Here is a 13,134-nt window from a genome sequence, read left to right as displayed (position 1 = left end):
CAGGCCATGAACGCTGTGAGCGATGAGCACGGTCATGCAGTCGTTGGCGATCACGACCATACCCACGGCCCCGCCAAGGGCCTGATGCGCTGGGTGCTGACCACCAACCACAAGGACATCGGCACCCTGTACCTGTGGTTCGCCTTCTCCATGTTCCTGCTCGGCGGCTCGTTCGCCATGGTGATCCGCGCCGAGCTGTTCCAGCCCGGCCTGCAGATCGTGCAGCCGGAGTTCTTCAACCAGATGACCACCATGCACGGTCTGGTGATGGTCTTCGGCGCGGTGATGCCGGCCTTTGTCGGCCTGGCCAACTGGATGATCCCGCTGATGGTCGGCGCGCCGGACATGGCCCTGCCACGGATGAACAACTTCAGTTTCTGGTTGCTGCCAGCGGCATTCCTGCTGCTGGTCTCGACCCTGTTCATGCCCGGTGGCGGACCCAACTTCGGCTGGACCTTCTATGCTCCGCTGTCCACCACCTACGCGCCGGAAAGCGTGACCTTCTTCATCTTCGCCATCCACCTGATGGGTATCAGCTCGATCATGGGCGCGATCAACGTGATCGCCACCATCCTCAACCTGCGCGCCCCCGGCATGACCCTGATGAAGATGCCGCTGTTCGTCTGGACCTGGCTCATCACCGCGTTCCTGCTGATCGCGGTGATGCCGGTGCTGGCCGGCTGCGTGACCATGATGCTGATGGACATCCACTTCGGCACCAGCTTCTTCAGTGCCGCCGGCGGCGGTGATCCGGTGCTGTTCCAGCATGTGTTCTGGTTCTTCGGCCACCCCGAGGTATACATCATGATCCTGCCGGCCTTCGGCGCCGTCAGCGCGATCATTCCGGCCTTCTCGCGCAAGCCGCTGTTCGGCTACACCTCGATGGTCTACGCCACGGCGAGTATCGCCTTCCTGTCGTTCATCGTCTGGGCGCACCACATGTTCGTGGTCGGCATTCCGCTGGTGGGCGAGCTGTTCTTCATGTACGCCACGATGCTTATCGCGGTGCCGACCGGGGTCAAGGTCTTCAACTGGGTCAGCACCATGTGGCAGGGCTCGCTGACCTTCGAGACGCCGATGTTGTTCGCCGTGGCCTTCGTGATCCTGTTCACCATTGGCGGTTTCTCCGGGCTGATGCTGGCCATCGCCCCGGCGGACTTCCAGTACCAGGACACCTATTTCGTGGTCGCGCACTTCCACTATGTGCTGGTGCCGGGAGCGATCTTCGGCATCTTCGCCTCGGCCTATTACTGGCTGCCGAAGTGGACCGGGCACATGTACGACGAAACCCTGGGCAAGCTGCACTTCTGGCTGTCCTTCATCGGCATGAACATGGCGTTCTTCCCGATGCACTTCGTCGGCCTGGCGGGAATGCCGCGGCGGATCCCGGACTACAACCTGCAGTTCGCCGATTTCAACATGGTGTCGTCCATCGGCGCGTTCACCTTCGGCGCAACGCAGATCTTCTTCCTGTTCATCGTCATCAAGTGCATCCGTGGCGGCCAACCCGCGCCGGCCAAGCCTTGGGACGGTGCCGAAGGGCTGGAGTGGAGCGTGCCGTCGCCGGCGCCGTACCACACCTTCACCACGCCACCGGAAGTGAAATGAACAGCCTGCCGCGATGCTCGCTCGCCTCTGAAACAGCAGGAGGTTGCTGATGGCCGAGGTTTCGATGAAGAAGCTGGTCACCCGCCTGTTGCTGGTGGTGGCGGCGATGTTTGTCTTCGGTTTTGCCCTGGTGCCGATCTACGACGTGATGTGCAAGGCGCTGGGCATCAACGGCAAGACCGGCGGGCAGTATTCCGGCGAGCAGCAGGTGGATGTCTCGCGCCAGGTGCGGGTGCAGTTCCTGTCGACCAACGCGATCGACATGGTCTGGGATTTCTATCCCAAGGCCGACGACATCGTGGTTCATCCAGGCGCGGTGAACGAGATGATCTTCATCGCCCGCAATCCCAGCGGCCGCCCGATGAGCGCCCAGGCGATCCCGAGTATTTCGCCGAGCAGCGCCGCGATGTATTTCCACAAGACCGAATGCTTCTGTTTCACCCAGCAAGTGCTGCAGCCCGGTCAGCAGATCGAGATGCCGGTACGTTTCATCGTTGACCGCGACATGCCCAAGGATGTGAAGCACCTGACGCTGGCTTACACGCTGTTCGATATCACCGCGCGTCATCCACCGGTGGCCGTGAGCACCAACACCGGCGGCTAAGACGTTCAAGCGTGCCCGATAAGGAGAACAATAAATGGCAACTCATGAGCATTATTACGTTCCCGCCCAGAGCAAGTGGCCGATCATCGCCACCGTGGGCATGTTCGTTACCGTGTTCGGCCTGGCCACCTGGTTCAACGACCTCAAGGCCGCGCGCCCGGAATCCCATGGCCCGCTGATTTTCTTCGTCGGTAGCCTGCTGCTGGCCTACATGCTGTTCGGCTGGTTCGGCGCGGTGATCAAGGAAAGTCGCGCCGGCCTGTACAGCGCCCAGCTGGATCGCTCGTTCCGCTGGGGCATGAGCTGGTTCATCTTTTCCGAAGTGATGTTCTTCATCGCCTTCTTCGGCGCGCTGTTCTATGTGCGCCATATCGCCGGCCCGGCCCTGGGCGGCGAAGGCAGCAAGGGCATCGCGCACATGCTCTGGCCGAACTTCGAGTTTGTCTGGCCATTGCTCGAAAACCCCGACTCGAAGCTGTTCCCGCCGCCCAAGGAAGTCATCAGCCCCTGGGGCCTGCCGTTGCTCAACACCGTGCTGCTGGTGAGTTCCAGCGTCACCGTGACGATTGCCCACCACGCCCTGAAGAACGGCCATCGCGGCGCGCTGAAAATCTGGCTGGTGATCACCGTGCTGCTGGGCTGTGCCTTTCTCGGCTTCCAGGCCGAGGAATACCTGCACGCCTACCACGAACTGGGGCTGACCCTGGGCTCGGGCATCTACGGCGCCACCTTCTTCATGCTCACCGGCTTCCACGGCGCCCACGTGACCATCGGCACGCTGATCCTGTTCGTGATGCTGATGCGCATCATGAAGGGGCACTTCGACGCCGAGCATCAGTTCGGTTTCGAGGCGGCCAGTTGGTATTGGCACTTCGTCGATGTGGTGTGGATCGGCTTGTTTGTCTTCGTTTACGTGCTTTGAGCGCGGCGTTACCAGGGCGCGTGCGACACCAGCTGGCCGCTGAAGAAGCCCCAGGCGATCAAGCCGACGGTGAGCGCGGCCAGGCACACACGTACGGTCAGCGACCTGAGCAGGCGATGGGAGCTGCTGTCGTCCTTGACCAGAAAGAACAGGCCGCTGAACAGGCTGATGAGCGTGGCTATCAGCAACAGGACGATTGCCGCTTTAAGCATGGTGGGCTCCAGGGGAAACGCGATGCGCTTGAGTATAGCCAGTCGATCTCGCCACTTTCGGGCGCTGCCATGAACGGCTTTCGCCCGGGCGTGCTGCCGACCCTGGTGGTGCTGGCGTTGCTGCCGGTGCTGGTGACGCTCGGGTTCTGGCAACTGGGCCGGGGCGAACAGAAGCGCGAGCTGCTGGCCAGCTACGCCGAGCGGCGGGTGGCCGAGCCTTTGACCCTGGATGAGCTGCAGGCTGCCAACGATCCGGCTTTCCGCCGGGTGCAGTTACACGGCCGCTTCGATGCGGCCCACAGCCTGCTGCTGGATAACCGCATGCACGAAGGCAAGGTCGGGGTCGAGCTGCTGCAACCCTTTCTTGACCAGGCCAGCGGCCAATGGCTGTTGCTCAACCGTGGCTGGCTGCCCTGGCCGGACCGGCGCACGCCACCCGCATTCAATACCCCAGAACAGTCCCTGAGCCTCGACGCCTGGGTCTATGTCGCCCCCGGCGCGACCTTTCAACTGCATGCCGATCCGCTGAATGCCCAGTGGCCGCGGCTGGTGACGAGGGTCGATCCGGCCAGGCTCTGGAGCGAGCTGGGGCGCAGCGGTTTTGCCTATGAGCTGCGCCAGGAGGCTGGCCCGGGCGCCTACATGACCGAATGGCCGGTGGTGGCCATGGGGCCGGAAAAACATCTGGGCTACGCCGTGCAGTGGTTCGCCATGGCGCTGGCCCTGTGCGCTTTGTACCTCTATCTCGGATGGCATAACGCAAGGGAGAAACACCATGGGAGCGGCCATGAATCCACCCAACATTACTGAGGCCCAGGCGCCGCACAACCGGCGCCGCGGACGCTGGCAGCTGCTGCTGATCGTGGCCATGGTGATCGGCCCGATGATCCTCGCCACCGGCATGTACAAGTTGCAGTTCTGGGTGCCGGAAAGTCGCAGCTACCACGGCGAGCTGATCGGTAACGGCCAGAGCCGCGCCGACATCGGGGTCCAGGCCGACGAGAAACGCTGGCAGATCCTGGTCACGGCACCCAAGGACTGCGCCGAGGATTGCCAGCAACTGGTGTACCTGGCGCGGCAGATCCAGATCTCCCTGGGCCGCGATGCCTCCCGGGCCAGCCACGCCCTGGCCGCCGCCCAGCCGCTGGACGCCGACTACCAGGCCAAGCTGCAGCGCGAGTACCCGCAACTGCAACGCTACCCACTGGACCTGCCGACCTTCACCAAGGGCGCCAACGACCAGGGTGCGCCGCTGCTGTGGATAGTCGACCCGCACGGCAACCTGGTCCTGCGCTACGACGCCCGGGTCAAGGGCAAGGACCTGCTCAACGACCTGCGCCATCTGCTGAAACTGTCGAACATCGGATAAGGGCATCGTCATGGCCAAACCTGGATTTCGCCTCGCCTTGTTTGCCACCTTGCTGGCGCTGATCGTGGTACTGCTCGGCGCCTACACCCGGCTGACCCACGCCGGCCTCGGCTGCCCGGACTGGCCGGGTTGCTACGGCTTCATCAGCGTGCCGAAAAGCGAAGCCCAGCTGGCCCATGCCGAGCTGCATTTTCCCGACACCCCGGTGGAAGCCCACAAGGGCTGGAACGAGATGATCCACCGCTATTTCGCCGGCACCCTGGGCCTGTTGATCGTGCTGCTGGCGGCACGTTCCTGGACCCATCGGTATCATCCCGGACAACCGCTGAAACTGCCGCTGTTCCTGCTGTCGGTGGTGTTCGCCCAGGCCTTGTTCGGCATGTGGACGGTGACCCTCAAGCTGTGGCCGCAGGTGGTCACCGCGCACCTGCTGGGCGGCTTCGCTACCCTGAGCCTGCTGTTTTTGCTGACGCTGCGCCTGTCCGGGGTGCTGCCGGCGCTGATCGTGCCGCGCCGCCTGCAATACTGGGCCACGGCCGGGCTGGTGCTGGTGATCGGGCAGATCGCCCTGGGCGGTTGGGTCAGCTCCAACTATGCGGCGATGGCCTGCATCGACCTGCCGACCTGCCACGGCCAGTGGTGGCCGGCGGCGGATTTCGCCAACGGCTTTCACCTGACCCAACACATCGGGCCCAACTACCTGGGTGGGCAGCTCGACAGTGACGCCCGCACCGCCATCCACCTGACCCATCGCATCGGCGCGTTGCTGGTGACCCTGGTGTTGCTCGGTCTGGCCTGGCAACTCAAGCACGTGGGCATGACCCGCCTCGCCGGGCTGGTGCTGGTGGCGCTGGCGGCGCAGATCGGCCTCGGCATCAGCAACGTGCTGTTCCACCTGCCACTGCCAGTGGCCGTGGCGCATAACGCGGGCGGCGCTGCGCTGCTGCTGACCCTGGTGCTGGTCAACTATCACGCCCGCACCAGCCTGGTCCGCGCCCGCTCGCACCTGCCGCTGGGCTGGCGCCTGAGCCCGCGTAAACATGCCGCCGGGCCCATAACCATAAAAGGAGAGATGCCATGGCGACTCTGATCGGCGAGCGTCACCGCCAGGCGATCTGGCGTGACTACCTGGAGCTGACCAAGCCCAAGGTGGTGGTGCTGATGCTCATTACCTCGCTGGTGGGCATGTTCCTCGCCACCCGCGCCGGGGTGCCGTGGACGGTGCTGGTGTTCGGCAACCTGGGCATCGCCCTGTGCGCCGGCGCGGCGGCAGCGGTGAACCATGTGGTGGACCGGCGAATCGATGCGGTCATGGCGCGCACCCACAAACGGCCGCTGGCCGAAGGCCGGGTATCGCCGCCGGCGGCGCTGGGTTTCGCCCTGCTGCTGGCCATCGCCGGGCAAGCCTTGCTGCTGACGTTCACCAATCCGCTGACCGCCTGGCTGACCCTGGCGTCGCTGCTCGGTTATGCGGTGATCTACACCGGCTTCCTCAAGCGGGCGACCCCGCAGAACATCGTGATCGGCGGTTTGGCCGGGGCCGCGCCACCGCTGTTGGGCTGGGTCGCGGCCACCGGCCATGTGACGGCCGAACCGCTGTTGCTGGTGCTGATCATCTTCGCCTGGACCCCGCCGCACTTCTGGGCCCTGGCCATTCACCGCAAGGAGGAGTACGCCAAGGCCGACATCCCGATGCTGCCGGTGACCCACGGCGAGCACTACACCAAGGTGCATATCCTGCTCTACACCTTCGCCCTGCTGGCGGTCAGCCTGCTGCCCTATGCGATCCACATGAGCGGCATGCTCTACCTGATTTGTGCCCTGGGCCTGGGCGCGCGCTTTCTGCAATGGGCCTGGGTGCTGTACCGTGGCAGTCGGCCGCACGCGGCGATCAACACCTTCAAGTACTCTATTTATTACTTGTTCCTGTTGTTTATCGCGCTGCTCGTAGACCACTACCTATTGTTGAACCTATGACTCGAACTCAGAAAACCGTCTTTATTCTCGTGGCGCTGGTGGCCCTGGTGCTGGGGCTCACCGTCAACAAAGTGCTGACCGGCAAGAACCAGGGGGACCCGACCGCGTTGATCGACGCCGGGATCATCCTGCTGCCCCAGAGCCGCAACCTGCCGGATGTGAAGATGACCGACCAGGAAGGCCAGCCGGTGGTGCTCAATGAGCTCAAGGGCAAGTGGAGCCTGCTGTTCTTCGGCTACACCTTCTGCCCGGACATCTGCCCGACCACCCTCGCCCAGCTGCGCCAGATCAAGAGCGAGCTGCCCAAGGAGGCGGTGGACAACCTGCAGGTGGTGCTGGTCAGCGTCGACCCGAACCGCGATACGCCGCAGCAGCTGAAACAGTACCTGGGCTACTTCGACAAGGACTTCAAGGGCCTGACCGCGACCTCGGTGGCGGACGTGCAGAAGCTCGCCAATGCGGTGAGCATCCCCTTCATTCCGGCGGACACCAGCAAGCCCAACTACACCGTCGACCACAGCGGCAACCTGGCGGTGATCGGCCCGGACGGCACCCAGCGTGGCTTCATCCGCGCGCCGCTGAACAACCAGAAACTGGTGGCCCAGCTGCCGGTGATGTTGCAGCGCAAGTAATTCAAGGGGACCGCGTTATCGTTCATCGCGGGCAAGTCGGATCGCCGCCCGCTCGCTCCTACCAGGCTTCTGTAGGAGCACAGCTTGCGTGCGATGGGAGCACCGCGGTATCTCGTAAAACGAACAAGGGCGCCAATAGGCGCCCTTGTAGTGTCTCGGACCGGTATCAGAACGCCGGCAGAACGGCACCTTTGTACTTCTTGAGAATGAATTGCTTCACTTCCGGGCTGTGCAGGGCGGCAACCAGCTTCTTCATGGCGTCCGAATCCTTGTCGTCAGGACGGGCCACCAGGATGTTCACGTAAGGCGAGTCCTTGCCTTCGATCACCAGGGCGTCCTTGGACGGGTCCAGCTTGGCTTCCAGGGCGTAGTTGGTGTTGATCAGCGCCAGGTCGACCTGGGTCAGCACGCGCGGGATGGTCGCGGCTTCCAGCTCACGGAATTTCAGGTCCTTGCTGTTCTCGGTGATGTCTTTGACCGTGGACAGGATGTTGTTGGAGCCCTTGAGCTTGATCAGGCCGGCCTTGGCCAGCAGCAGCAAGGCACGGCCGCCGTTGGTGGCGTCGTTGGGGATCACCACGTTGGCGCCGCCTGGCAGTTCTTCGAGCTTCTTGAACTTGTTGGAGTAGGCGCCCAGCGGCTCCAGGTGCACGCCGGCGACGCTCACCAGGTGGGTGCCCTTGGCCTTGTTGAACTCATCCAGGTACGGCTGGTGCTGGAAGAAGTTGGCGTCCAGGCGCTTTTCGGCGACCTGCACGTTCGGCTGGATGTAGTCGGTGAAGACCTTGATCTTCAGGTCCACGCCTTCCTTGGCCAGCGCCGGCTTCACGAATTCGAGGATCTCGGCGTGAGGCACCGGAGTGGCGGCCACGGTCAGGGTGTCAGCGGCGTGCGCGGAGAACGCGGCAACGGCGGCGAAAGCGACGAGTAGTTTTTTCATCCAGCTAGCTCCTTGTGAGGCGCCCGGTGCCGGACGCCTGCCGGCCAGGGCCGACTTATTTTCGGGAAAAGTGCACCACCAGCTTGTCGCCGACGGTTTGCAGAACTTGAACCAGCACCAGCAACAGCACCACGGTGACCACCATCACATCGGTCTGGAAGCGCTGGTAACCGAAGCGGATCGCCAGGTCGCCGAGACCGCCCGCGCCTACCACGCCCGCCATGGCGGTGTAGGAAACAAGGGTAATCGCTGTCACGGTAATTGCCGCGAAAATACCCGGACGGGCTTCTGGCAGCAAAGCGTTGGTGATGATCTGCCGGGTGGTCGCGCCCATCGATTGGGTGGCTTCGATGATGCCGCGGTCCACTTCGCGCAGGGCGGTTTCCACCAGGCGAGCGAAGAACGGCGTGGCGCCAACCACCAGGGGCGGAATCGCGCCGGCGACACCCAGCGAGGTGCCGGTGATCAGCACGGTGAACGGAATCATCACGATCAGCAGGATGATGAACGGCAGCGAGCGCAGGATGTTCACCAGCAGCGACAGCAGGGCGTAGAGGCTCTTCTGCTCCAGCAACTGGCGTGGGCTGCAGAGGAACAGCAGCACGCCCAGGGGCAGGCCCAGCAGCACGGTGAACAGCAGCGAGCCACCGAGCATCAGCAGGGTGTCGCCGGTGGCCAGCCAGATTTCGTACCAGTCGATATTGGCGAAGAAACTTGTCAGCAGTTCCATTAGCGCAGCACCTCCATGTGGACATCCGCCGCGGTGAAGTGGGCGAAGGCCGCCTCCATGTCACCGCCGGTGATGGCCAGGGTCAGTTGCCCGTAAGGGACGTCTTTGATGCGGTCGATGCGGCCGGCGAGGATGCTGTAGTCCACCCCGGTTTCGCGGGCCACGGTGCCCAGCAGCGGCGCGTAGGTAGCATCGCCCTGGAAGGTCAGGCGCACGATGCGGCCCGGCACGTGGGCAAAGTCGTCGCGCTGTTCGCTTTCGTCGATCTGTTCGTCTTCCTGGACGAAACGCTTGGTGGTCGGGTGCTTGGGATGCAGGAACACCTCAGCCACCGAACCCTGCTCGACGATCACTCCGGCATCCATCACCGCCACCTGGTCGCAGACACGACGGATCACGTCCATCTCATGGGTGATCAGCACGATGGTCAGCTTCAGTTCGCGGTTGATCTCGGCCAGCAGTTGCAGGACCGACGCGGTGGTCTGCGGGTCCAGGGCGCTGGTGGCTTCGTCGCACAGCAGGATCTTCGGTTTGGTCGCCAGGGCGCGGGCGATGCCGACGCGCTGCTTCTGCCCGCCGGACAGCTGGGCTGGGTACTTCTTGGCGTGATCGGACAGACCGACGCGGGCTAGCAGCTCGGCGACGCGCTGGTCGATCGCGCTGCGCGACAGCTCGCCGGCCAGGGTCAGCGGCAGCGCGACGTTGTCGGCCACGGTCTTGGAAGCCAGCAGGTTGAAGTGCTGGAAGATCATCCCGACCTGCTGGCGGAAGCGGCGCAGGCCGTTGGCGTCCAGGGCGGTGACTTCTTCGTCGTCGACGACGATCTTGCCGCCGCTGGGGTTTTCCAGGCGGTTGATCAGGCGCAGCAGGGTACTTTTGCCCGCGCCGGAATGGCCGATCAGGCCAAATACCTGGCCATTCTCGACCTTCAGAGTGGTCGGATGCAGGGCGGGAATATCCTTACCGGCGACCCGGTAGGTTTTATGGACGTTTTGAAACTCGATCACGTAGCGAACCTTGTGGGGCGCGTTAGAAAAGGATCAGCGGTTAGCCGGGCGCGCATTTTAGCCTGTCCGTATAGAGGTTCTTAGCATTTATTTTGTATTCATCCTTCGATTTGGCAATAACGCGATCAAAGGTCATGGCACCGGCTCTGGGGGCGGGAGCCCAAGGCGATTGTGGCGAGATGTTTGTGTAGGAGCACAGCTTGCGTGCGATGGGGGCGCCACGGTTATCTGTAGTACCGCGTTATCCTTCATCGCGGGCAAGTCGGATCGCCGCCCGCTCGCTCCTACAGAAGCGGGCTTGCTTGCGACTGGCGTTATTGGGGCTTGCGCGGGCTCAACACCATCTGTGCCGGGACGTGGCGCAGGATCTGCCGTTCGATGTTCAGGTCGTAGTCGGCATCGAGCTTCTTCACCCGCTTGCTCAGCAGGGTCTTCAGCCAGGGGTAATCCTCGGTGCGTGGCGCCTGGATGCTCACGTCGCACTGGTAATTCACTACATCGGCGGCGATCCCATCGAGTTGTCGACGCAATTGCTTGATATCGCTGAGGTTCAGCGCAATGGTGGTGCTCTCGGCGGCCGGGTCGATCAGCTTGGCTGGCGGCCGGGCTTCAGCGGCCTTGAGCGCGGCTTCGGCTTTTTCCAGCTCGGCTTTACGGGCCTGGGTGATGGCGCCATCGACGCCACCGGTCAGGGCCGGAGCCTTGGGCATCAGCGCGCGGGCGCGGCTCAGGGCCGTGGCGGCGGCGTTGACATCACCCTTTTGCAGCACGATCTGGCTGCGCTGCAGGTAGGCTTCGGCCAGCTGGCGCTGGTATTGCTCGAGCTGCGGGTCGTTGGGCGACTGGGCCTGCAAGGCACTCAGCTGGTCTTCGGCGGTGGCCAGCTCGCTGCTGGCGATGTTTTGTTGCAGCTGTGCGATGGCCGTGGCGCGGGCGTCGGGCACTTCAGCCGGCGGCGTGCTCTGGCAGGCGCCCAGCAGCAGGGAAAATGCGACAAGGAGCAGATAACGGGAGGCGAACGGCTTCATTCCTGCGACTCTCTAATTGCGCAAAAAGCGAGCAAGTCTACACCCCTCGACGGGGCAGGACAAAACTCAGCAGAAACAATGCGGCCGCCGTAACCACAATCGACGGCCCCGCGGGGGTGTCCTTGAACCAGGACAACGCCAACCCGCCACAGACCGCGAGTATGCCCAGCAGGCTTGCGCCCAGCGCCATCTGCTCCGGGGAGCGGGCGTGACGTTGAGCCGCAGCCGCGGGGATGATCAGCAGCGAAGTGATCAGCAGCACCCCGACGATTTTCATCGCCACTGCGATCACCACCGCGATCAACAGCATCAGCGCCAGGCGCAACGACGCCACCGGCAAGCCTTCGACCCTGGCCAGCTCCTCGTGCACGGTGATCGCCAGCAACGGTCGCCACAGGGCCACCAACAGCAGCAGGACCGCGGCGCTGCCGCCGAGAATCCACGCCAGGTCGCCGGGGCTGATCGCCAGCAGATCGCCGAACAGATAGGCCATCAGGTCGATCCGCACGTCATGCATGAAGCTTAGTACCACCAGCCCGAGGGAGAGCGTACTGGGGGCGAGAATCCCCAGCAGCGTGTCGGAAGCCAGTGGCTGGCGCTGTTGCAGGGTGACCAGCAGCACCGCCAGCAGCAGGCAGCCGACGGTCACCGCCACCGCCGGGCTGACATCCAGCAGAAAGCCCAGGGCCACGCCAAGCAAGGCGGCATGGGACAGGGTGTCGCCGAAATAGGCCATGCGCCGCCAGACCACGAACGATCCCAGGGGACCTGCCACCAGCGCCAGCGCCAGACCTGCGAGCAGGGCGTAGAACAGAAAATCAGCCATGCTTGCAGCTATCTCCGTGAACATGAACGTGGCCGGCCGCGGCCCCGGTGACTACCGAGCCGTGCAGGTCGTGGGCGTGGTCGTGATGGTGGTGGTAGATCGCCAGGCTCGGCGCGTTCTGGCCGAACAGCTCGACGAAGGCCGGGTCGCCGCTGACCTGTTCCGGGTGACCGGAGCAGCACACGTGGCGATTGAGGCAGACCACCTGGTCGGTGGTGCTCATCACCAGGTGCAGGTCGTGGGAAACCATCAGCACGCCGCAGCCGTGGCGGTCGCGCAAACGGGTGATCAGGCTGTACAGCTCGGCCTGGCCGGCGACGTCGACGCCTTGTACCGGTTCGTCGAGTACCAGCAGTTCCGGCTCGCGCAGCAGGGCGCGGGCCAGCAGCACACGCTGCATCTCGCCGCCGGAAATGCTCTGCACCGGGCTGTCGATCACCTGTTCGGCGCCGACTTCGTTCAGCGCGGCCAGGGCTGTCGCGCGGTCCACGCCGGGCACCAGGCGCAGGAAGCGCAGCACCGACAGCGGCAATGTCGGATCGACGTGCAGCTTCTGCGGCATATAGCCGACCCGCAGCTTCGGCTTGCGCCAGACGCTGCCGCTGTCGGGCTTGAGCAGGCCGAGCACGGCGCGCACCAGGGTGGTCTTGCCGGCGCCGTTGGGGCCGATCAGGGTGACGATCTGCCCTGGCTCGACACTGAGCTGGATATTGTCCAGCACGGTCTGCCCGGCAAAGGTCACCGCGACCTGATCGAGGCGGATCAAGGCATTGCTCATCAAGCCCCCTGGCAACCCGAGCAGAGGCCGACCACTTCGACGGTCTGGCCTTCGACGACGAAACCGACATCACGGGCGCTGCTGATGATCGCGTCGCTGATGGATTTCTGTTCAAGCTCGATGGCTGCGTGGCACACGCGGCAGATCAGGAACTGACCCTGGTGCGCGTGTTCCGGGTGGTTGCAGCCGACGAAGGCGTTGAGCGAGGCGATGCGGTGCACCAGGCCGTTTTCCAGGAGGAAATCCAGTGCGCGGTACACGGTTGGCGGCGCGGCGCGGCGACCGTCCTGTTCGCTGAGCACGGCGAGGATGTCGTAGGCACCCAGCGGCTTGTGGCTTTGCCAGACCAGCTCCAGCACCCGCCGACGCAGGGCGGTCAGGCGCAGGCCTTGGCGCGCACACAGGGCATCGGCCTCGGACAATGCGCTGTGCACGCAGTGAGAGTGGTCGTGGGGGCGACTGGCGAGAGGGGTTTTAGGCATGAGCGGCGACGATAATTGT

Annotated in this window: 16 protein-coding genes; 8 read left to right on the top strand and 8 right to left on the bottom strand. The window is 63.9% G+C overall.

Annotated elements, in window-relative coordinates:
- Positions 1 to 6 precede the first annotated feature (6 nt).
- The 3 genes from ctaD to J4D52_RS06860 are packed head-to-tail and all read left to right on the top strand — an operon-like array spanning position 7 to position 3,134.
- Positions 7 to 1,608 (top strand): cytochrome c oxidase subunit I, encoded by a 1,602-nt coding sequence (ctaD, locus tag J4D52_RS06870; protein WP_038583292.1) that lies wholly within the window; start codon positions 7 to 9, stop codon positions 1,606 to 1,608.
- Positions 1,609 to 1,657: 49 nt separating this feature from the next.
- Positions 1,658 to 2,212, top strand: coding sequence for a cytochrome c oxidase assembly protein (locus tag J4D52_RS06865; protein ID WP_063433596.1), 555 nt, complete (start codon positions 1,658 to 1,660; stop codon positions 2,210 to 2,212).
- A 34-nt stretch (positions 2,213 to 2,246) separates the two neighbouring features.
- Entirely contained in the window at positions 2,247 to 3,134 is an 888-nt protein-coding gene (locus J4D52_RS06860) for a cytochrome c oxidase subunit 3 (RefSeq protein ID WP_102676289.1), read from the top strand.
- 8 nt (positions 3,135 to 3,142) lie between these two features.
- Here J4D52_RS06860 and J4D52_RS06855 read toward each other — a convergent pair whose 3' ends face one another.
- Positions 3,143 to 3,346 (bottom strand): twin transmembrane helix small protein, encoded by a 204-nt coding sequence (locus tag J4D52_RS06855; protein WP_007924318.1) that lies wholly within the window; start codon positions 3,344 to 3,346, stop codon positions 3,143 to 3,145.
- Between the two features lie 69 nt (positions 3,347 to 3,415).
- Here J4D52_RS06855 and J4D52_RS06850 point away from each other — a divergent pair, with 69 nt between their 5' ends.
- From J4D52_RS06850 to J4D52_RS06830, 5 genes are read left to right on the top strand one after another with little or no spacing between them, the layout of a single operon-like run.
- Positions 3,416 to 4,156, top strand: coding sequence for an SURF1 family protein (locus tag J4D52_RS06850; protein WP_025806827.1), 741 nt, complete (start codon positions 3,416 to 3,418; stop codon positions 4,154 to 4,156).
- Positions 4,122 to 4,715 carry a hypothetical protein gene (locus J4D52_RS06845; RefSeq protein ID WP_063433600.1) on the top strand — a complete coding sequence of 198 codons (594 nt, stop codon included), beginning with the start codon at positions 4,122 to 4,124 and terminating at the stop codon, positions 4,713 to 4,715. The genes J4D52_RS06850 and J4D52_RS06845 overlap by 35 nt, the downstream gene beginning before the upstream one ends.
- Before the next feature lie 10 nt (positions 4,716 to 4,725).
- Positions 4,726 to 5,805, top strand: coding sequence for a heme A synthase (locus tag J4D52_RS06840; protein WP_102676288.1), 1,080 nt, complete (start codon positions 4,726 to 4,728; stop codon positions 5,803 to 5,805).
- The gene (gene cyoE, locus J4D52_RS06835) at positions 5,793 to 6,692 is read left to right on the top strand and encodes a heme o synthase (RefSeq protein ID WP_097306327.1); all 900 of its coding nucleotides are present in this window, start codon (positions 5,793 to 5,795) and stop codon (positions 6,690 to 6,692) included. Before J4D52_RS06840 ends, cyoE begins: the two co-directional genes overlap by 13 nt.
- On the top strand, positions 6,689 to 7,324 hold the full coding sequence (locus tag J4D52_RS06830) for an SCO family protein (protein WP_009041520.1): 636 nt from the start codon (positions 6,689 to 6,691) through the stop codon (positions 7,322 to 7,324). The genes cyoE and J4D52_RS06830 overlap by 4 nt, the downstream gene beginning before the upstream one ends.
- Before the next feature lie 166 nt (positions 7,325 to 7,490).
- Here J4D52_RS06830 and J4D52_RS06825 read toward each other — a convergent pair whose 3' ends face one another.
- From J4D52_RS06825 to zur, 7 genes are all read right to left on the bottom strand, one after another.
- Positions 7,491 to 8,264, bottom strand: a complete 774-nt coding sequence (locus J4D52_RS06825) for a MetQ/NlpA family ABC transporter substrate-binding protein (protein WP_102676287.1) — start codon at positions 8,262 to 8,264, stop codon at positions 7,491 to 7,493.
- Positions 8,265 to 8,319: 55 nt separating this feature from the next.
- Positions 8,320 to 8,994 (bottom strand): methionine ABC transporter permease, encoded by a 675-nt coding sequence (locus J4D52_RS06820; protein ID WP_007924307.1) that lies wholly within the window; start codon positions 8,992 to 8,994, stop codon positions 8,320 to 8,322.
- Positions 8,994 to 10,001, bottom strand: a complete 1,008-nt coding sequence (locus J4D52_RS06815; protein WP_063433604.1) for a methionine ABC transporter ATP-binding protein — start codon at positions 9,999 to 10,001, stop codon at positions 8,994 to 8,996. The genes J4D52_RS06820 and J4D52_RS06815 overlap by 1 nt, the downstream gene beginning before the upstream one ends.
- Before the next feature lie 314 nt (positions 10,002 to 10,315).
- Positions 10,316 to 11,029: a PA5502 family lipoprotein gene (locus J4D52_RS06810; RefSeq protein WP_025806821.1), complete on the bottom strand. Its 714-nt coding sequence runs from the start codon at positions 11,027 to 11,029 to the stop codon at positions 10,316 to 10,318.
- 37 nt (positions 11,030 to 11,066) lie between these two features.
- Entirely contained in the window at positions 11,067 to 11,855 is a 789-nt protein-coding gene (znuB, locus tag J4D52_RS06805) for a zinc ABC transporter permease subunit ZnuB (protein ID WP_009046274.1), read from the bottom strand.
- A complete protein-coding gene (gene znuC / locus J4D52_RS06800) occupies positions 11,848 to 12,633 on the bottom strand; it encodes a zinc ABC transporter ATP-binding protein ZnuC (RefSeq protein ID WP_007924302.1) in 786 nt (261 codons plus the stop codon). Before znuC ends, znuB begins: the two co-directional genes overlap by 8 nt.
- Positions 12,633 to 13,115 (bottom strand): zinc uptake transcriptional repressor Zur, encoded by a 483-nt coding sequence (zur, locus tag J4D52_RS06795; RefSeq protein WP_007924301.1) that lies wholly within the window; start codon positions 13,113 to 13,115, stop codon positions 12,633 to 12,635. The genes znuC and zur overlap by 1 nt, the downstream gene beginning before the upstream one ends.
- Positions 13,116 to 13,134 lie beyond the last annotated feature (19 nt).

This window comes from Pseudomonas sp. GW460-12-10-14-TSB1 (genome assembly GCF_017349775.1).
Taxonomy (GTDB): Bacteria; Pseudomonadota; Gammaproteobacteria; order Pseudomonadales; family Pseudomonadaceae; genus Aquipseudomonas; species Aquipseudomonas piscium.
The sequence above is the reverse complement of the archived record's forward strand: the minus strand, read 5'-3'. Positions and strand labels throughout refer to the sequence as shown.